At 72.8% G+C, this 16,443-nt stretch carries 15 protein-coding genes and 1 pseudogene; 3 read left to right on the top strand and 13 right to left on the bottom strand.

What is annotated here, in order from left to right; translation table 11 throughout:
- Positions 1–78: 78 nt before the first annotated feature.
- Positions 79–1,815 (bottom strand): amidase, encoded by a 1,737-nt coding sequence (locus AC069X_RS32265; RefSeq protein ID WP_478734202.1) that lies wholly within the window; start codon positions 1,813–1,815, stop codon positions 79–81.
- Between the two features lie 173 nt (positions 1,816–1,988).
- On the opposite strand from AC069X_RS32265, the gene AC069X_RS32260 reads away from it, so the two are divergent.
- Positions 1,989–2,711: a TetR/AcrR family transcriptional regulator gene (locus AC069X_RS32260; protein WP_478734200.1), complete on the top strand. Its 723-nt coding sequence runs from the start codon at positions 1,989–1,991 to the stop codon at positions 2,709–2,711.
- An 87-nt stretch (positions 2,712–2,798) separates the two neighbouring features.
- Here AC069X_RS32260 and AC069X_RS32255 read toward each other — a convergent pair whose 3' ends face one another.
- From AC069X_RS32255 to AC069X_RS32220, 8 genes are all read right to left on the bottom strand, one after another.
- A complete protein-coding gene (locus AC069X_RS32255) occupies positions 2,799–3,554 on the bottom strand; it encodes a class I SAM-dependent methyltransferase (RefSeq protein WP_478734198.1) in 756 nt (251 codons plus the stop codon).
- A gap of 8 nt (positions 3,555–3,562) precedes the next feature.
- Positions 3,563–4,762: an aminotransferase class V-fold PLP-dependent enzyme gene (locus tag AC069X_RS32250; protein ID WP_478734334.1), complete on the bottom strand. Its 1,200-nt coding sequence runs from the start codon at positions 4,760–4,762 to the stop codon at positions 3,563–3,565.
- Between the two features lies 1 nt (position 4,763).
- Positions 4,764–6,083: a pyridoxal-phosphate dependent enzyme gene (locus AC069X_RS32245; RefSeq protein ID WP_478734196.1), complete on the bottom strand. Its 1,320-nt coding sequence runs from the start codon at positions 6,081–6,083 to the stop codon at positions 4,764–4,766.
- 16 nt (positions 6,084–6,099) lie between these two features.
- Positions 6,100–7,578: a type III PLP-dependent enzyme domain-containing protein gene (locus AC069X_RS32240; protein ID WP_478734194.1), complete on the bottom strand. Its 1,479-nt coding sequence runs from the start codon at positions 7,576–7,578 to the stop codon at positions 6,100–6,102.
- Positions 7,579–7,716: 138 nt separating this feature from the next.
- Positions 7,717–8,268: an N-acetyltransferase family protein gene (locus tag AC069X_RS32235; protein ID WP_478734192.1), complete on the bottom strand. Its 552-nt coding sequence runs from the start codon at positions 8,266–8,268 to the stop codon at positions 7,717–7,719.
- A 408-nt stretch (positions 8,269–8,676) separates the two neighbouring features.
- A complete protein-coding gene (locus tag AC069X_RS32230; RefSeq protein ID WP_478734190.1) occupies positions 8,677–9,474 on the bottom strand; it encodes an ATP-grasp domain-containing protein in 798 nt (265 codons plus the stop codon).
- A 38-nt stretch (positions 9,475–9,512) separates the two neighbouring features.
- Complete coding sequence (locus AC069X_RS32225) at positions 9,513–10,157, bottom strand: CatB-related O-acetyltransferase (RefSeq protein WP_478734188.1); 645 nt, start codon at positions 10,155–10,157, stop codon at positions 9,513–9,515.
- 117 nt (positions 10,158–10,274) lie between these two features.
- Positions 10,275–10,826: a GrpB family protein gene (locus AC069X_RS32220; RefSeq protein WP_478734186.1), complete on the bottom strand. Its 552-nt coding sequence runs from the start codon at positions 10,824–10,826 to the stop codon at positions 10,275–10,277.
- Positions 10,827–11,049: 223 nt separating this feature from the next.
- Here AC069X_RS32220 and abc-f point away from each other — a divergent pair, with 223 nt between their 5' ends.
- Positions 11,050–12,711 carry a ribosomal protection-like ABC-F family protein gene (gene abc-f / locus AC069X_RS32215; RefSeq protein ID WP_478734184.1) on the top strand — a complete coding sequence of 554 codons (1,662 nt, stop codon included), beginning with the start codon at positions 11,050–11,052 and terminating at the stop codon, positions 12,709–12,711.
- Between the two features lie 44 nt (positions 12,712–12,755).
- Here abc-f and AC069X_RS32210 read toward each other — a convergent pair whose 3' ends face one another.
- Both AC069X_RS32210 and AC069X_RS32205 read right to left on the bottom strand, forming a co-directional pair.
- Positions 12,756–13,451 (bottom strand): VOC family protein, encoded by a 696-nt coding sequence (locus tag AC069X_RS32210; RefSeq protein ID WP_478734183.1) that lies wholly within the window; start codon positions 13,449–13,451, stop codon positions 12,756–12,758.
- A 78-nt stretch (positions 13,452–13,529) separates the two neighbouring features.
- Positions 13,530–14,024 (bottom strand): ArsI/CadI family heavy metal resistance metalloenzyme, encoded by a 495-nt coding sequence (locus AC069X_RS32205; RefSeq protein ID WP_478734181.1) that lies wholly within the window; start codon positions 14,022–14,024, stop codon positions 13,530–13,532.
- A gap of 86 nt (positions 14,025–14,110) precedes the next feature.
- Here AC069X_RS32205 and AC069X_RS32200 point away from each other — a divergent pair.
- A pseudogene (locus AC069X_RS32200) lies at positions 14,111–14,325 on the top strand (arsenate reductase/protein-tyrosine-phosphatase family protein); the annotation flags it as partial.
- A 14-nt stretch (positions 14,326–14,339) separates the two neighbouring features.
- On the opposite strand, the gene AC069X_RS32195 reads toward AC069X_RS32200, so the two are convergent.
- Both AC069X_RS32195 and AC069X_RS32190 read right to left on the bottom strand, forming a co-directional pair.
- Complete coding sequence (locus AC069X_RS32195) at positions 14,340–15,347, bottom strand: nuclear transport factor 2-like protein (protein WP_478734179.1); 1,008 nt, start codon at positions 15,345–15,347, stop codon at positions 14,340–14,342.
- A 294-nt stretch (positions 15,348–15,641) separates the two neighbouring features.
- The gene (locus AC069X_RS32190; protein ID WP_478734177.1) at positions 15,642–16,277 is read right to left on the bottom strand and encodes an NADPH-dependent F420 reductase; all 636 of its coding nucleotides are present in this window, start codon (positions 16,275–16,277) and stop codon (positions 15,642–15,644) included.
- Between the last annotated feature and the right edge of the window lie 166 nt (positions 16,278–16,443).

The raw sequence follows: 16,443 nt of genomic DNA, 5'->3' as shown, positions 1-16,443 counted from the left end.
TGGCCGGCTGTCACGCCCTCCCCGCAGCGGGCCTCCGCAGCGGGCCGCCCTCGTGCCGGTGCGGCCCGGACCGTCAGGTCACCACTCCGGAAGGCGCGGCGTGCGCGGCGGGACCGTGCGCCGGCTGCCCGTCGCCTCGAAGGCCGCGGCGAGGGTCAGGAGCGCGTTGTCGTCGTAGGCGCGGCCTGCGAAGGTCAGTCCGACGGGCATGCCGGTGTCCGTCATGGTGCCCATCGGCACGGTCACCGTCGGGATGCCGAGGTGGCGCGGGACCAGGTTGCCGTTGGCGACCCAGACGCCGTTGCGCCAGCCGAGGTCGGCGGACGCCACGTTCACGTCCATGTCCGCGGGGCCCACGTCGGCGACCGCGGGGAAGACCACCGCGTCCAGGCCCAGCCCGTCCATCCACAGCTCCAGGTCGACGCGGCGCGTCTCCTCGAGTCCGCGCAGCCCCTGCTCCAGGTGGGGCATGTCGGTGAGCGACGCGTACGGGCGCTCGCGCACGAGGCGCGGGTAGTCGCCGATCGTGTCGTCGAAGCCGTCGTAGCGGTCGGGCAGTTCGCCGTCCTGCTTGGGCCAGATGCGGGTGCCGTCGACCTCGGCCAGGGTGGCGAGCGCCGGGTCGCCGTTGGCCCGCAGGAAGTCGTCCCAGGCCCAGGCGGACAGGTCCTCGATCTCGAAGGTGAGGAAGTCGCGGCTGACCAGTCCCCGGGTGAGCAGCGAAGGCGCCCCGGGGCGGTCGGACTCGTAGTGGGACACGACGGGGAAGTCGACCTCGACGACCTCGGCGCCGGCGGCCTCCAGGTCGCGGCGCGCGGCTTCCCACAGCGTGATCACCGAGGGCCTGGTGTCGATGCGCTGCCCGGTCTGACCGCCGATTCCGCCGTCGGGGTTCGTGCCGGCGCCGGGGTCGGCGTTGATGTACATCCGGGGCACGCCGACGCGCTTGCCGGCGAGGACCCGGCGGGCGGCCGGAGCGTCGGCGGGCGCGAGGGCCGGGTAGGAGGCGGGCCGTACCTGCGACGCGGAGGGCAGCGCCACCCAGGGCTGCGCACGCCACAGGTCCCCGCGCGTGTGGAGGTCGTCGGCGACGATGACGTCGAGCAGTTCGAGGAGGTCGGCCATGGTGCGGGTGTGCGGGACGACGACGTCCATGGTCGGCACCAGCGGCCAGTTGCCGCGGACCGAGATCACGCCGCGGCTGGGGGTGTAGGCGCACAGGGCGTTGTTCGAGGCCGGGGCGCGGCCCGAGGACCAGGTCTCCTCGCCGAGGCCGAACGCGCCGAAGGACGCCGCCGTCGCCGTGCCGGAGCCGTTGGAGGAGCCGGATCCGTAGGCGCTGGTGAGCCAGTCGGCGCTGTACGGGCTTTCCGCGCGGCCGTACACGCCGCGCTGCATGCCGCCGTTGGCCATGGGCGGCATGTTGGTCAGGCCGATGAGGACCGCCCCGCCCGCGCGCAGCCGCTCGATGGCGAAGGCGTCGTGCTGGGCGACGAGGTGCTCGAACGCCGGGGAGCCGGAGGCGGCCGTGAGCCCCTTCGCGAGGTAGCTGTCCTTCGCGGTGTACGGGATCCCGTCGAGGGGGCCGAGCGTCTCGCCGCGGGCGCGGCGCGCGTCGGAGGCCTCCGCTTCGCGGCGGGCGTGCGGGTTCATCACGACCATCGCGTTCAGGGCGGTGGCCGTGCCGGGCCGGTCGTAGGCGTCGATCCGCGCGAGGTAGGCGTCGAGAAGGCCGGCCGCGGTGGTCTCGCCCTTCTCCAGCGCGGCGCGCAGGTCGGCGATACAGGTCTCCACGACATCGAATCCGCGCGTCATGTGGGTGTCTCCTCGGGTGGGTCGTACGGGCGGGGCCGCCGGCCGTCGGGGCGGCCGCGCACAGACGGCCGTCACACTCCCCATCGTCCTGACTAGATTTTCAGTCTAGATCAGCGCTCTAATTTGTGGAACCTAGACTTGTGGCCTGGATTTCCGGAACCGAAAGTGAGCCCATGCCGACGTCAGAGACCGGGCCCTCCCCGTCCGACCGCCTACGCCCCCCGGAGGGCGTGACCGGGACGCCGGGCGACGGGGCCGGCGCCGCCTCCCGGCCCGTGGTCCGGGCCCCGGTCGACCGGAAGCGTCAGCCGAGCGGTGACGGGGCACGGGGGCGGGCGATGCGGGCGGCCATCGCCGTGATCGCCGAGAAGGGCACGGCGGCCGTGCGGATGTCGGACATCGCGGCGCGGGCGGACATGAGCACCGGGCACATCCTCTACCACTTCGGCAAGAAGGACCGGCTGCTGCTCGAAGTCCTCGCATGGAGCCAGGCGGACCTCTGGACCCGGTTCCAGCAGGCCGCCGACCGGGCCGGGTCCCCGGCCGAGAAGCTGGACCTGTTCGTCCGCTTCTACCTGCCCCGCCACCAGGGCGACGAACGCTACGCGCTGTGGACGCAGGTACTGGCCCAGCGCCACGACGAAGCCGGCCGGCAGGTCCTCGCGGGGCTGCTGGACGGCTGGGACGAACGCCTGGAGGCCATCCTGCGCGAGGGCCGGGACCTGGGACAGTTCGCCGACGTGGATCTTCCCGAGTTCACCATCCGGGCCGTTGCCATGCTCAGCGGGCTCTCCGAGGACGTGATGCTCGGACGGTCCCGGTGGCAGCACGCCTCCGCGCACGCGTTCGCCCTGGCCGCCCTCGAACGCGAACTGCGCCCCGCCGCCGGGGCGTGACGAGGCCCGGAGCCGGCGTGCCCGGCGAGCGCGGGCCGGCCAGAGGCTCCGGGCGACGGGCGCCGGGCGCCGCAGCCGTGCGGCAGCTCAGCGCAGCGCGGCGAGGACCCGGCTGTTGCCGTACTGCCAGACCGTGCCGACGTGGGCGAAGCCGGCCGCCCGCAGCAGGGCGACGTGGCCGGACACGTGCAGTGTGTTGCCGGCGCAGGGCGGATGGGAGGCGGCGTCCTCCCGGCCGAGAAGGGATGCCAGCTCAGGGTCGGCGGCCACTCCGGACCACCAGGACTGCCAGTCCTCGTGGACGAACGCCAGGTGCCGTTCGGAGTGCCGGCGGCCGATGTCCAGGGCGAGGGCGCGGATCCGTCCGGAGTCCGGGCCGATGTGGTCCCCGTTCACCAGCACACCGCCCGGTCGGAGCCGTTCCGCGAGGTCGCCGTAAACGGCTCGCAGGGTGTCCGGGGACAGGTAGTGCAGGGCGGTGGCGGAGACGACCGCGTCCACCGGCCGGTCCAGACCGAGCGCCTCCAGCCAGCCCGGTGCGCCGATCAGGGCCTGGACGTGGCGCAGCCGGGGGCCGTAGTGGGCCCGGCCGAGCTCCAGCAGCAGCGGATCGGCGTCGACGGCGACCACTTCCGTGCCGGGCAGCCGCTCGGCCAGGCGCGCTCCGAGGGCGCCCGGCCCGCTGCCCAGATCGAGGACGAGGCGATCCGGCCGGTCCGCCGTGACGTGCTCGACCACGTCCGCGATGACGGTGAACCGCTCCTCGCGGTCGACCGCGTACCGCTGCTGCTGGCACTCCCAGCGCTCCACCCATCGCGCGGCCGTCGCTGCACTCAAACTCATAGTGAAAATCATTGCAGTTTGGCGAGTGCTTCCAGCAGCTTCTCCACCTCTTCGAGTGTGTTGTACACGTGCAGGCTCACACGTACCGAGGCCTCCGGTATCCTCCGCCCGGCCTGGCAGTGGTCGTCCGAGCGCACCATGAAGCCCTCGCTGAAGAGGACGAACCCCAGGTCCTGGGGGCGGATGCCGTGGTGCCGGAAGGTGACGATGCTGCCGCGCTTCTGCACCGGGGAGCCGGCCGCGAGGCTCGTCGGGCAGCCGAGGACCTCGTACGCCGGCATGCGGCTCAGCCCGTCGGTCAGCACGGCCGCCAGGGATGCCGTCCAGCGGCCGATGCGGCCGACATCGGCGGCGTCCAGCCAGTCGAGTGCGGCGCCCAGGCTGGCGATGCCGACGGTGTTGGGCGTGCCCGGCCAGCCGCCGGGGACGAACGCGGGCCCGCGCGCGCCCCGGGCCCACACCGCGCCGGTACCGGGCAGGGCGAGCGTCTTGTGCCCGGAGAAGACCAGGAAGTCCACGTCCAGGTCGGCGAGTGACACCGGCTGGTGGCCGACGCTCTGCGCGGCGTCCAGACAGATGGGCACGTGGTCGCCGACCGCCTCGCGGACGCGGTGCACGTTCATGTCGGTGCCGTAGACGTGGTGCACGTGGGTGGTGGCGACGAAGCGGGTGCGCGGGCCGGCCAGCCGGGCCAGGGCCCGGGGGTCGTAGTCCCCGGAGCCCGCCTGGCAGGGAAGTTCGCGCACCGTGATGCGGATCCGCCGGCGGGCCAGCAGGTCCCGGGCCTCCAGCCAGGGCGCGAGATTGGCCTGGTGGTCGCCGAAGGGGACGATGATCTCGTCGCCGTCCTCCAGCAGGCCGGGCAGCCAGTCCCGGGCGATGGTGCGCAGCCCTTCCGAGGCCCCGCTCGTGAAGTGGACCGACGACGTGTCGGGCGCGGGGTCGCCCAGGAAGGCCTTGACCCGGTCACGGGTGCCCTCCACCAGGGCCGTGGTGGCGTTGGCCCAGGGGTAGGAACCACGGCCGGAGTTGGCGTTCGTCCGCGTCAGGTAGGCCTGTACGGCGTCCAGTACGGCCTGTGGCTTCTGTGCGGTGGCGGCACTGTCGAGGTACACGGGCACGGCGCGGCCGGTGAGGATCGGGAACTGGGCGCGCAGGGGCGGCTGCCAGTCCGACAGCCCGCGCAGTTCCCGCCAGGGGTCGGTCATGTCAGTCACGCACCAGAGGAGCGCCCGCGTCGCGCCAGGCGATGATGCCGCCTGCGAGGCTCCGTACGTCCGGGTGCCCCATCCGCGTGAGCAGGGCCGCGTAGCGCAGCGACTGCTCGCCGACCGGGCAGGCCAGCAGCACCGGCCGGCTCGCGCTGAACGGAAGCCCACCGCGGACGAGCTCGGCGAAGATCTCGTCCACGATGTTGACCGACCCGTCGATGTGCAGGGCGGCGAACGCGAAGGGGCCGCGCAGGTCCACCACCAGCGGCTGCCCCGACTCGCTCCATGTGCGCGCGTCGGCCACGTCCATGGTCCGTGCCGCGGAAAGTTCCGCCTCGCTGACAGTGGCCACGGTGTTGCGCACCGCCGGGCGGCCCAGCAGCTCGGGCCGGCGCTGACGCACGTAGCTCAGGTAGCTCTCGGTCCGGTCGCACACGATGAAGACCGCGCTCCGGCGCTCTTCGAGCTGGTCGTCCACGGCGCGCAGATGACGGACGGCTCCGTGGTAGGCGGCCCCGCCGGTGGGCCCGGAGAGCAGTCCACAGCGGCGCAGGAGGACCAGCATCCCGTCGATCGCCTCGTCCGCGCCGACCGTTTCGACGGCGTCGTACGTGGCCGGGTCGAACAGGCCGACTTCCTGTACCTCGTCGGCCGTGCGGATCCCGGGGATGAAGTCGGACTTCGCACCCACCAGGCCGATGACCCGCACCCGGGGGTCGTGGGCGCGCAGGGTGCGGGCGACGCCGCTGGAGGAGCCGGCGGTGCCGACGCAGGCGATGAAGAAGTCCGGGGCGCGGCCGTCCAGATCGGCGATGATCTCCGGGCCGGTGCCATGGGCGTGCGCGTCGGCGTTCAGCGGGTTGAAGTACTGGTCGGTGTGCAGATGGGCGCTGCCGGGGAGGCTCAGCTGCCGGTGGAAGAGGGTCAGCGGATCGGACGTGTCGGTGGGGTCGAGGCATTCGCTCTGGCCGGGCAGCTCCTCGATCTGCGCGCCCAGCAGGAGCAGCAGGTCCTTGATCTCGGGGACGCGCATGCGGTTGGTGACGCTTTTGAACGGCAGCCCGTACAGGCCCGCGATCAGGGCCAGCGCCTTGGCCGTGTTCCCGCTGGAGAGCTCGACCACCGTCTCCCCGCGGGCCGCCGCCCCGGCCAGCCGGTGGCGGGCCATGTTCCAGGCGGCCCGGTCCTTCAGCGAGCCGAAGGGGTTGAGCATCTCCAGCTTGGCGTAGAGATCGATGTTCCTCAGTCCGTGCACATCCGGATCGATGCGCACCAGCGGAGTGTTGCCGATGGCCTCGGTGATGCTCTCGTACCTCACGCCCTTCGTCCCCCCGTCATGTGACCGGCCAGTACTGCTCGTCGAGGCACCAGCTCCAGGCTTCGCCTTCCGTCCCCTCCTCTCCCCGGTCCGTTCCCCCGGATCTGACGGCGATCTTGCGGGCCACGGGCTGCCGTTGGGCCCGGGTGGCGGTGAAGTCCATGCAGTAGCCGGCGGTGTTGGGGAAGGCCAGCAGGTCGCCGGGGCTCGGCAGGCGGGGCAGGAAGACGGTCCGTCGGGTGACCAGGTCGGCCTCCAGGCACAGGTTGCCCATGAGGTGGACGCCGACCGGACCGGAACGTCCCGGCCGGCCGCCGTCACGGGGGACGAGGACCGGGTCCACCAGGACTCCGTGGTCCTCCAGGCCGACATCGCCGGCGTTCAGCGCGAGCCGCACGTGCGGTACCGCCGTGCCGCCGTCGGCCCGGACCTCCAGCACCCGGCCCAGGGTGAGCCCGCACTGGTCGGTGAGGGCGCGGCCCGGTTCGGCGTACACGTCGCACAGGCTCTCCAGCAGCAGGGTGCCCAGCGGGCGGCCCAGGCCGGGTGCCGGGCGGGAGAGCAGCGCGTCGAGGTATCCGGGTCCGGCCACCGCCCTGTACGCGGGGTAGAGGGCGAGGGCCCCCTTGAGGGTGCCGTTCTCCGTCCGCAGGCCGTAGCCGTGCCCGCCCCAGGTCAGGGGTGCGCGCTGGCCCAGTACGGCCTCCGTGAGGGCCGTCGTGTAGAGCTCCCACTCCTGCGCGTGGGCCAGGTAGCCGAGACCGAAGCCGCCGCCTACGTCGATGTAGCGGGGCTGGAAGCCCCGTACCCGCATGTCCTCCACTGCCCGCAGGCAGCCCTCCAGGGCCGCCGCCTTCTCGTCCAGGCTCGTCGTGTCCAGGTGGTAGCCCACGCCGACCGGCTCCAGGGCGTCCTGACACTTCTCCAGGAGGTCGAGGAGCGGGGAAAGGGCCTTGACCGAGGTGCCGAAGCGGCTGCGGCGCGAAAGGGTCCTGGCTCCGGCGGTCTCGAACTCCGACAGCCGCAGGACGACGCGCAGGCGGGGCAGGCCGTGGGAACGCACCAGCCGCGCCGCCTGCTCCAGCTCGGCGGGGCCGTCCGCGTTGAGCACGGCTCCGCACCGGGCGGCGAGCCAGAGGAAGGAGGTGTCCTTGGGGCCGGTGGCCATGATCCGCTCCGGTGCGAAGCCGGAAGCGAGGGCGTGCTGCAGCTCTCCCAGGGACGCGGCGTCGAGACCGGCGTCGGTGGCGGCCAGCTGCCTGACCAGAGAGCTGGAGCCGGTGGCCTTGTGCGCGAAGTACACCCGGCCGGAGAGCCGGTGCCGGGTGAGGACCGCGCGGAACTCCTGCGCGTTCCGCTCGATCGACTCGGGCAGGAGGACGTTGAGCGGCGACCCGAGGGCGTCGACGAGGGCGTGCAGCAAGCGCTCTTGCCGCAGCAGCGACGCGGGGGCCTCGGCGAGACGCGGCGTGAGGTACAAGGGGGCATCGCTCATCCTGGCCATCCCTCCCCACGAGGACTGCGAACCCGCCTCCGCGACCATTCGTACGGCTCTGCCCATCATCGCGCCCTCTGCTCCGCATCTCCAGGGTGCGTCGGCCGCCTGCCGGGGGGATGGCCGGATCCGTACCCTTCAGAGGCTCAGCTGCATCAGGACGTCGTCCCGGTCGTCACCGGGCGCGACCCGCAGTGCGCCCGGCCACCGGCCCACCTCCACCCAGCCCAGGCCGAGGTAGAACTTCTCCAGTCCGCATCCGGAACGCACGCTGAGCTGGAGGCGCTCCAGCCCCATCTCCGTACGGGCGAGGACCGCGACCCGCTCCATCAGAGCCGTGCCGATGCCGAGCCGGCGGAAGCTCGGATGCGACTGCACGTGATTGACGACGCCGCAGTGCGCGATCAGAGGATGCGGATCACGCCGGAGCACCAGCCAGCCGGCGAGCGTTCCCTCGGACATGGCGACGAGCAGGCGGCACAGCGCCGGATCGAGGCCGTCGATGAGGCGGTCCAGTGTGGGCATCACGTCCTGCGGGCGGAGGGGCGGCATGGGGAAGGTGGGCGCGATGACCGCTCCCCCGTCGTTCGCCACGTCCGCCCAGCAGTCGGCCAGCCGGCGCCGGAGGGACGGGGACACGGCGGCGGGCCGGGTGATCTGCCGGAGCTCGGGCGGCGTGCGGTGCGACATGACGGCCAGCGTCTCAGATCTCCGTGGGCCGCGGCGTGGCATCTTCGCTCCCCCGGCCCGGTGTCCCAGCCGCACGTGTCAGCCCAGGCCGTGTCCGAAGGGGGGTGCCGGCGGGCCGTGCCGTCACCGGGGCTCCGCGTACCCCACCCCCGACGGACAGCTTCCCGGGCCGGTGCCGCCTCGTCGTCCTGGTCACCCGGTCAATGGAGGCACCCATGCTCAGGACAATCCCCGAGTGACCGCGATGATCGAGGGGGGCGGGCCGGCCGTGACGCGTCGCACCGGTCTGGCCGAGCGGCTCAACCAGGGGAAGGACGGATCCGTCACCCCTGCGTCCTACTCCTCACGCCGGCCCGGCCGGCACCGCCTCCACACCGACGTGATCCTCTTGCCCGGGCGACCGGCCGGCTACGCCGGAGCAGTGGAGGGGGCGTGGGCCGCGGGGACGGACGACCCGCTCAGGTGCGGCCGGTCCCGCGCGGCGACCTCCCCGATCGGGCCGGCGGCACGGAGGACCACGTCGAGGACGCGGTCCGGTTCGGCGGCGTAGCAGTGCGCGAACCAGGCCATGTTGGCCTCGACGACCGCCCAGCCCCCGTCGGCGAGGCGGCCGATGTCCAGGCACACCGCGCTGGGCAGAGCGGCGCCCGTGGCTTCGAGGACGGTGCGGCCGAAGGCACGGGCGCCGGCGTCCAGCGGCGCCGGGTCGAGGCGTCCGTGGACGGCGTACCGGCTGCCGGTGACTGCTTCGCCGTCGAGGACGAACAACCGGTATTCGGCGGTGAACTCCACGACCCCGCTCACCAGCACCGGTGTGGAACCGTCGAGCCCGGCCGGCAGTGCCGTCCCGTCCTCGTGTATGGCGGCGGGCAGCAGGTCGATCTTCGCCGAGGGCGGCTTCACGAAGGCCCGCTCCCGCAGCGCCCTGGCCTCGGCGAGGGTGGTGAGCCGTACGGAGCGCCGCAGGAGGGAGTGCGGCAGGTGCGTCAGCCAGTCGTCGGCCGGTTCGAGCAACCCGATGCCCAGGGGGCCCACGAGGCGTGCTGCCGCGAGGGGGCCTCCGTACCAGTGCGCCCGGTGCCCGACGGCGAGCGCCGGCCGCTCGACCACGTCGTGGCCGCGCCAGGCCGCCGCCCGCGCGATGAGCTCGGCGGTCGAGGTGCGGGGCGCGGACAGGAGAAGGACACGCGGGTCACGGGCTTCCATCCGGCAAGCCTAAGGGCCCCGGCCCCGCGGGGGACGGGTCAGGTCCGGGGGGCGATCTCCTCGAGGTCGTCGACGGTGCCGGACATGACGGCCCGGATGTGTGCGGTGAGGTGCTCCGCGGGCCAGTCCCACCAGGCGAGGGCGAGGAGCCGGGCGATGTCGTCGTCGTTGTGGCGGGTGCGGATGAGCCGGGCCGGGTTGCCGCCCACGATGCCGTAGTCGGGGACGTCGTCCACGACTACGGCTCCGGAGGCGATGACCGCGCCGTGCCCGATGCGGACCCCGGGCATGACCATGGTGTCGTAGCCGAACCAGACGTCGTTGCCGACCACGGTGTCGCCCCTGCCCGGCAGCCCGGTGAGGAGGTCGAAGTGCTCGGCCCAGGAGCCGCCCATGATGGGGAAGGGGAAGGTCGAGGGTCCGTCCATCCGGTGGTTCGCGCCGTTCATGATGAACCGCGTCCCGGTGCCCAGCGCGCAGAACTTCCCGATGACCAGTTTCTCGGGACCGTAGTGGTAGAGGACGTTGCGGGTCTCGAACGCGGTCGGGTCGTCGGGGTCGTCGTAGTAGGAGTACTCCCCGACCTCGATCAGCGGCGAGGTCACGAGCGGCTTGAGCAGGACCACCCGCGGCTGGTCGGGGAACGGGTGGAGCACCGTCGGGTCTGCGGGAAGGCGGTTCATCGAAGTCGCTCTCGGTCGGCGGCAGCTGGCCCGAGCCCCATTCTGCGCCTGCCGCACGGCTGCTCCGGCCGCGTGCCGCCGTGTCGGCCCACCCCGGTGGCGCCGGGCGCCCCGGGCTCACGCTTCGGGATCGTTCAGCCGCCTGATCTGCGCCAGTTCGTCCTCGGTGAAGTCGGGTCCGGCCGCGGCGAGGACCTTCTGCAGCACGGCGCTCTTGCCCGCCAGGTAGGCCGGCATGTCCATCCGCGGATCCGCCGCGAGGGCCAGCTTCACGGCGCCGTACTCCTCGCGCAGATCGGCCCGGCGGCGCAGGACCTCCCGGACGGCGAGGTGGTTGCGGACGTTGAGGGTGCCGCGGGTGCACACGTACACGTGGCGGGCCGGGTCCTCGTCCGGCGCACGGAACGCCTCACGGCCGGCGACTCCCAGGTCCCCGCGATGGACGTACCCGATGGCCTCCAGCGCCCGCACGGCCGCGGGCACCTGCTCACGCGGCACGATCACGTCCACGTCGAGCACGGGCTTGGCCGCGAGGCCGGGCACCGAGGTCGACCCGACGTGCTCCACCACGGCCTGGGGTACGGACCCCAGAGCGGCACGCAGCGTACGCGCGAGCCGCTCGAAGCGGACGGGCCAGTCATCGGAGTAGGGCACCACGGTGATCGTCATGGCGCCATTCTCCAGGCCCCTGAGCAGCCGCCGGTATCGGCTCGTGCCGTCTCCCGGGCGCCGCCGCCGATCACCCGCTTCGCGCCGCAAAACGCATTGAGTCGAGACGAATCGTCTGGTTATGGTTGGGGCATGGCTTTCCTCTTCTTCGTCTGAGTCCGGGCACGGCCCCCGCCGCCGTTTCTGCTGCCCGTGGACCCTACGCATGCCCAGGGAAAGTCCCATGCGCGACCGCGCCCACACCGCCCTGTCCGTCCCGTCCGCCGCCGTCCCCGCCGTGGCGCAGCTGTCCGTCAAGGCCGTCACCAAGTCCTACGGCACCCGGACCGTTCTCGACCAGGTGTCCTTCACCGTCCGGCCGGGTGAGAAGGCCGCCGTCATCGGTGAGAACGGCTCCGGCAAGTCCACCTTGCTGCGGCTGCTCGCCACGGCCGAGGCGCCGGATGCCGGGGAGATCACCGTTCGCTTTCCCGGCGGAACCGGCCACCTCGCCCAGACGCAGGAGCTTGAACCGGACCGCACCGTGCAGGACGCGGTGGACCTCGCTCTGACCGAACTGCGCGATATGGAGCGAAGGCTCCGTGCCGCGGAGGAGTCCCTCGCCGACGCGCCGGACGAAGACCTTGCCGCGTACGGCGAGCTGCTGACCGCCTACGAGGAACGCGGCGGCTACGAGGCGGACGCCCGTATGGATGCCGCCATGTACGGGCTCGGGCTGGCCCGGATCACCCGGGAACGCCTGCTCGGCTCCCTGTCCGGCGGTGAGCGGGCGCGCCTCGCGCTCGCGTGCGTCCTGGCCTCCGCCCCCGAACTGCTGCTCCTGGACGAGCCGACGAACCACCTCGACGCGGCGGCCGCGCGCTGGCTGGAGGAACACGTGCGCGCGCACCGCGGCACCGTCGTCGCGGTCACCCACGACCGCGGGTTCCTGGAACGCGTCGCCACCACGGTCCTGGAGGTCGACCGGGACGAGCGCACCGTGCGCCGGTACGGCGACGGCTGGGCCGGGTACCGCGCCGCGAAGGCCGCCGCCCGGCGCGGAGCGGAGCAGCGGTACGCGGACTGGGCCGAGGAGGTGGCCCGTACGGAGGAGCTGCTGGAGGCCGCGGGCAGGAGGCTGGCCGCCACCGGCCGCGACCCGAAGCAGGGCTTCGGCAAGCACCGCCGCTCCAGCGAGGCGAAGCTCGGCGGGCGGGTGCGCTCGGTGCGGGAGCGCCTGCACTGGCTGCGGCGCAACCCGGTGGCGGAGCCGCCCGTACCGCTCAGGTTCACGACCGTGCCGCCGTCGGCGGCCGGGGACCCGGTTCGGGGCGCGCTCGCCGAGCTCGACGACGTACGGGTCGGGGAACGGCTGCGCCTGGACGGGCTCCTGAAGATCGAGCCCGGAGGGCGCCTCCTCGTCACGGGCGGCAACGGCGCGGGCAAGACGACGCTGCTCCGCGTCCTGGCGGGTGACCTGCGACCGGACGCGGGCACGGTGCGCCGCCCCGCCCGGATCGGCTACCTCGCGCAGGAGCTGCCCGCGCACGCCACGCGGCTGACGCTGCTCGCCGCGTTCGCCACGGGGCGGCCCGGGACGCCGGACGAGTACGCCGAACAGCTCCTGTCCCTGGGCCTGTTCCGGGAACAGGACCTGCACGTCCCGGTTGCCACACTGTCCGTGGGACAGCGGCGGCGGCTGCAGATCGCGACCCTGGTGACCCGGCCCGCGGACCTCCTCGTCCTCGACGAGCCGACCAACCACATCGCACTCGACCTGGTCGAGGACCTTCAGGCGGCGCTCGCGGCGTACCCGGGTGCCGTGGTCGCGGTCTCGCACGACCGCGGCTTCCGTGCGCGCTTCGAAGCCGACCGGCTGGAACTGCACGCCGGCCGCAGACGCTGACCCGCCGGCAGGGCGGCGCGCCCTGCCGCCAGCCTCAGCGCGTGTCAGTCGTCCCGGCCCTGCCAGGTGGTCACGCAGGCCTCGTTCCCCTCCGCGTCGGCGAGCACCCAGAACGCGGGGGCACGGGTCGCGGATACGAGGCGGCCCCCTGCCGCCAGCGCGGCCCCGATCCGCCGGGGTGCCTCGTCATGGGGAACGCAGATGTCGAAGTGGATGCGATTGCGCTGCGGACGCGGCCGGTCCATCTGCTGGAACCAGATCGCCGGGCCCTGCCCGACGGGGTCGACGAGCGGATCCTGCGGCCCTTCGGCGCCGGCCTCGTCGGCGTAACCCAGTACGGCCTTCCAGAACGGCCGGATCCCGGCGATGTCCAGCGCGTCGATCCCGATCTCCAGGAGCTGGACCGACCGCGCTGCGCCCGTTCCGACCTCGGGCTCCGTCGTCGGCGACCCGGTCTCACCGGCGACGGCGGAGATCCGGCGCGCGAGTTCGACGTCCCGGGTGGTGACCGCCGCGTGGTCGGGCGACTGCAGGGTGAACACGACCCGTTCGGGGCGGGCATCGACCCGGAGGTGCCGATCCGCGTGGCTGCCGCACACCGCGACGGCGTCCGCCGCCAGGGCGATCGCCCGGGCCAGCGAGCCGACCGGGACCGACGTCCGCAACGCGCCCAGCAAGAAGCGCCAGCCGAGGTCGTGCACGGCCTCCGAGGCTTCCCGCCCGCTCAACGTCCGCTCCATGCCCGCATCCTCGCAGCCCATGGTCAGATCCGTCCGGGAACGGCGGCCACCGGCCGGCGGAAACACGCTCCGCCGGGGTCAGCCGCCGCAGACGCACCCGGCGGGGGAGTTCGCCGCGGCCTGGGCCTGCGTCAGGCCCACGGCCTGCTCGTCGGCGGTTCCGCAGCACTCGCCCCGGGCACCGGCGGCGCTCTTGCCGAGGGTGTCGGCGTCGGCCTTGACGACGTAGACCTCCCACGGCTCCTTGCCCGGGCCGGTGACCCAGACCTTGTCCTGGAGGGCGTAGCAGCATGAGGTGTCGTTCTCCTCGAACGTCGCCAAGCCCGCACCCTTGAGGCGGGCGGTGGCCGCGGTGACCTCATCGGTGGAGGTGACCTCGACGCCGAGGTGGTCGAGGCGGGTGTCCTCGCCGGCCTCGCCCTCGATGAGGACGAGCTTGAGCGGGGGCTCGGTGACGGCGAAGTTGACGTAGCCGTCGCGGCGCTTGGCGGGCTCGGTGCCGAACAGCTTGGCGTAGAAGGCGGTCGAGGCTTCGAGGTCGGCCACGCGCAGGGCGAGCTGGACACGGGACATGACGGTCTCCCATCGGATTTCCTGTTTCGACAGTTGTCAATACATTCGATACTGCGGCTGGAATCGACAGCTGTCAATATTGAGGGATGTCGAAACAAGTGGGGCCGCTGCCGGTGCTCGGGCAGGACGACGATGCGGCGTGGGCCGGGTCCGCCCCCGCCGACACGGTGAACCCGGCGGTGGTCGAGGCCATGCGGAGGCCGGCATCGACATCTCGGCCGAGAGCCCGAAGGTCCTCACCACCGAGGCGGTGCGGTCTGCGGACGTGGTGATCACCATGGGCTGCGGGGACGGCGTGCCGCACGCTCACCGCCGTCACGGCTGGGCCAGCTCCCGGAAGAGCTGGTTGATCCTGTCCCGGTCGGCGATCAGCGGAAGGGTGTCGAAGTACAGCTCCCACTCGCCGCCCGGGCCGAAGCGCTCCACGATGCCGAAACGTACGGTGCCGCCCTGCGCGGTGGTGGCGGTGCCGTGCCATTCGACGTACGTGGTGGTGCGGCCGAAGGCGACCTGACCCGCCCGGAACCGGACGTCGGCGGTGCCGAAGAAGCGCTCCAGGTACGCCTTCTTCCCGGCCCCCGTCCGGAGCGGGGCTTCCAGCCCCGGACCCGAGAGCTTGGCGTTGCCCAGGCGCCCCACGAGCCCAGCCGCGTCCTCGCCGTTCCACATGGCCAGCCGCTCCCGTATCTCGTCGGCACGGAACGGCTCGGCGCCCCGGCCCCCCTTCGCCGGGGCGGGGTCGGCGGCCCTGTCGGCCACCGGGTCGCCCACACCGTCGAACAGGGCCTTCGGGGCGGTCGGGACCGTGTCGCGGAACAGGGCGTGGCGGTCGTAGTAGCGGCGCGCCTGGAGGGTCTTGCCGTCGTCGGCGAGGAGGTTGCGGGCGATCTGCGGGTAGGCGATCTTACGGCCCTTGAGGGTGACCTCGTTCCACTGGCCGAACATCACCGTACTGCCGTCGGCCACGACATCGGTCCCCCGGTAGCGCAGGTCCGGGACGAGGCCGAGCGACCCGGTGATGGACGTGCCGATGGCGTTCCGGCCGCGCTGGGCATCACCACCGGCCTCCCAGAGCGAAGCGTCCTCGTCGAAGATGTCGAGGTATGCCCGCACGCGCGGGTGGGTCAGGTCGCCCAGGGCGGGCGGGGTGCCCGTGGGCATCTCACCGAAGGCGATCTGGCGCCGCATGAACGCGCAGGCGTTCGGGGTGATCCGGCCCTCCAGCCGCTCGGCCTTCGCGCGGACCTCGGGGCAGTCGCCCGAGGCGGACGTGCCGGCCCCCGACAGCGCCGCCACCGACGGGGAGATACCCACGGCGAGCACCAACACGGCCGTACCGACCGCACCACTCCGACCCCTCAACCCGAACATGTCCCGTACCTCTTCTTCCCGTTGCCGCTTGCGTCTGACAACCATGCGGGTCGGGTTCGCGGGTGCGCGATTACCTTGGAGGTAACGGGCCGCGGTTCACGGCGTACGCGCCGCCGCGACGAGATGGACGGCGGTACTCCGCAGACCTGGTCCGAGGGCCGGGAGGACCCGGCCCTCGCGGGCGGGAACCGGTGTGCGGGCTGCCGGCGAAGGGGCGAGGGCCGTGAGGCGGACACCCTGCCCGTTCTAGTCGGTCGGGGCCGAGGGCCGCGGCACCACCTTGATGTTGAAGGTGTGGGCGCCGAGGCCCTGCGCGATGCCCGTGAAGAGCAGGGCGAAGTGCTCCTGCCCCCGCGCGGTGGTGATGCCGCCGATGTCCAGCTGCGAGGACTCCGGCCAGCCGAGGTCGCAGAGCAGTCGGCCGGTGGTCCGCTTGGCCTCGGCGTCGTCACCCGAGAGGAAGACGGTGGTCGAGTCGCCGAGCACGTCCGGGTCGGTCATCACGGTGCAGTCCATGGTGCACAGCGTCTTCACGACGGGGGTCAGGGGGAACGCCTCCTGGATCTGCTCGCCCAGGCTGCTGTTGGGGTGGGAGAGCTCGGTGTAGTCGTCGGAGAGACCGACCCCGACGTCGATGAGCAGCGTGCCGGCCAGGGCCGGGGCCCCGATGGAGCGGAGCAGTTCCATGGAGGCGTCGCCCGGTGTGGCGTTGACGAGCACGTCCGCCTGGGCGGCCGTCTCGTGGAGGCCCGTGACGGGGAAGCCGAGGTCCCCCCGTTCCCCGGGCCTGCGGGACCCGAGGACCACCTCGTGCCCTGCGGCGCTCCAACCGCGGGCTAGGGCTCGTGCGACGTTTCCGGTTCCAAGAATTCCTAAGCGCATGGAAGGACGCTAACCCCCGTACGGGCCCCGGCAGATCGGTCCACAGGACCGGATCGCACTCGGACCGCGGACCTAGGGCCTGTCGTCAAACTTCCGTCTGCCCCGCGACGCCTGGCACGCGCTCTCGCCGCACCGGGCGGAAGCCCGAGTACGTCCAGTACGAGGG

It is taken from the genome of Streptomyces sp. NPDC043896 (assembly GCF_056435605.1).
Note: the sequence above shows the minus strand (reverse complement) of the source record. Positions and strands in the feature narration are given on the sequence as shown.

Bases quoted from the DNA above. Each gene is read 5' to 3' on its own strand.
- AC069X_RS32255 (WP_478734198.1), bottom strand. From the start codon at position 3,554: ATGAGTTTGAGTGCAGCGACGGCCGCGCGATGGGTGGAGCGCTGGGAG.
- abc-f (WP_478734184.1), top strand. From the start codon at position 11,050: ATGCGCGACCGCGCCCACACCGCCCTGTCCGTCCCGTCCGCCGCCGTC.
- AC069X_RS32220 (WP_478734186.1), bottom strand. From the start codon at position 10,826: ATGACGATCACCGTGGTGCCCTACTCCGATGACTGGCCCGTCCGCTTC.
- AC069X_RS32205 (WP_478734181.1), bottom strand. From the start codon at position 14,024: ATGTCCCGTGTCCAGCTCGCCCTGCGCGTGGCCGACCTCGAAGCCTCG.
- AC069X_RS32265 (WP_478734202.1), bottom strand. From the start codon at position 1,815: ATGACGCGCGGATTCGATGTCGTGGAGACCTGTATCGCCGACCTGCGC.
- AC069X_RS32240 (WP_478734194.1), bottom strand. From the start codon at position 7,578: ATGAGCGATGCCCCCTTGTACCTCACGCCGCGTCTCGCCGAGGCCCCC.
- AC069X_RS32230 (WP_478734190.1), bottom strand. From the start codon at position 9,474: ATGGAAGCCCGTGACCCGCGTGTCCTTCTCCTGTCCGCGCCCCGCACC.
- AC069X_RS32250 (WP_478734334.1), bottom strand. From the start codon at position 4,762: ATGACCGACCCCTGGCGGGAACTGCGCGGGCTGTCGGACTGGCAGCCG.
- AC069X_RS32235 (WP_478734192.1), bottom strand. From the start codon at position 8,268: ATGTCGCACCGCACGCCGCCCGAGCTCCGGCAGATCACCCGGCCCGCC.
- AC069X_RS32225 (WP_478734188.1), bottom strand. From the start codon at position 10,157: ATGAACCGCCTTCCCGCAGACCCGACGGTGCTCCACCCGTTCCCCGAC.
- AC069X_RS32190 (WP_478734177.1), bottom strand. From the start codon at position 16,277: ATGCGCTTAGGAATTCTTGGAACCGGAAACGTCGCACGAGCCCTAGCC.
- AC069X_RS32210 (WP_478734183.1), bottom strand. From the start codon at position 13,451: ATGGAGCGGACGTTGAGCGGGCGGGAAGCCTCGGAGGCCGTGCACGAC.
- AC069X_RS32260 (WP_478734200.1), top strand. From the start codon at position 1,989: ATGCCGACGTCAGAGACCGGGCCCTCCCCGTCCGACCGCCTACGCCCC.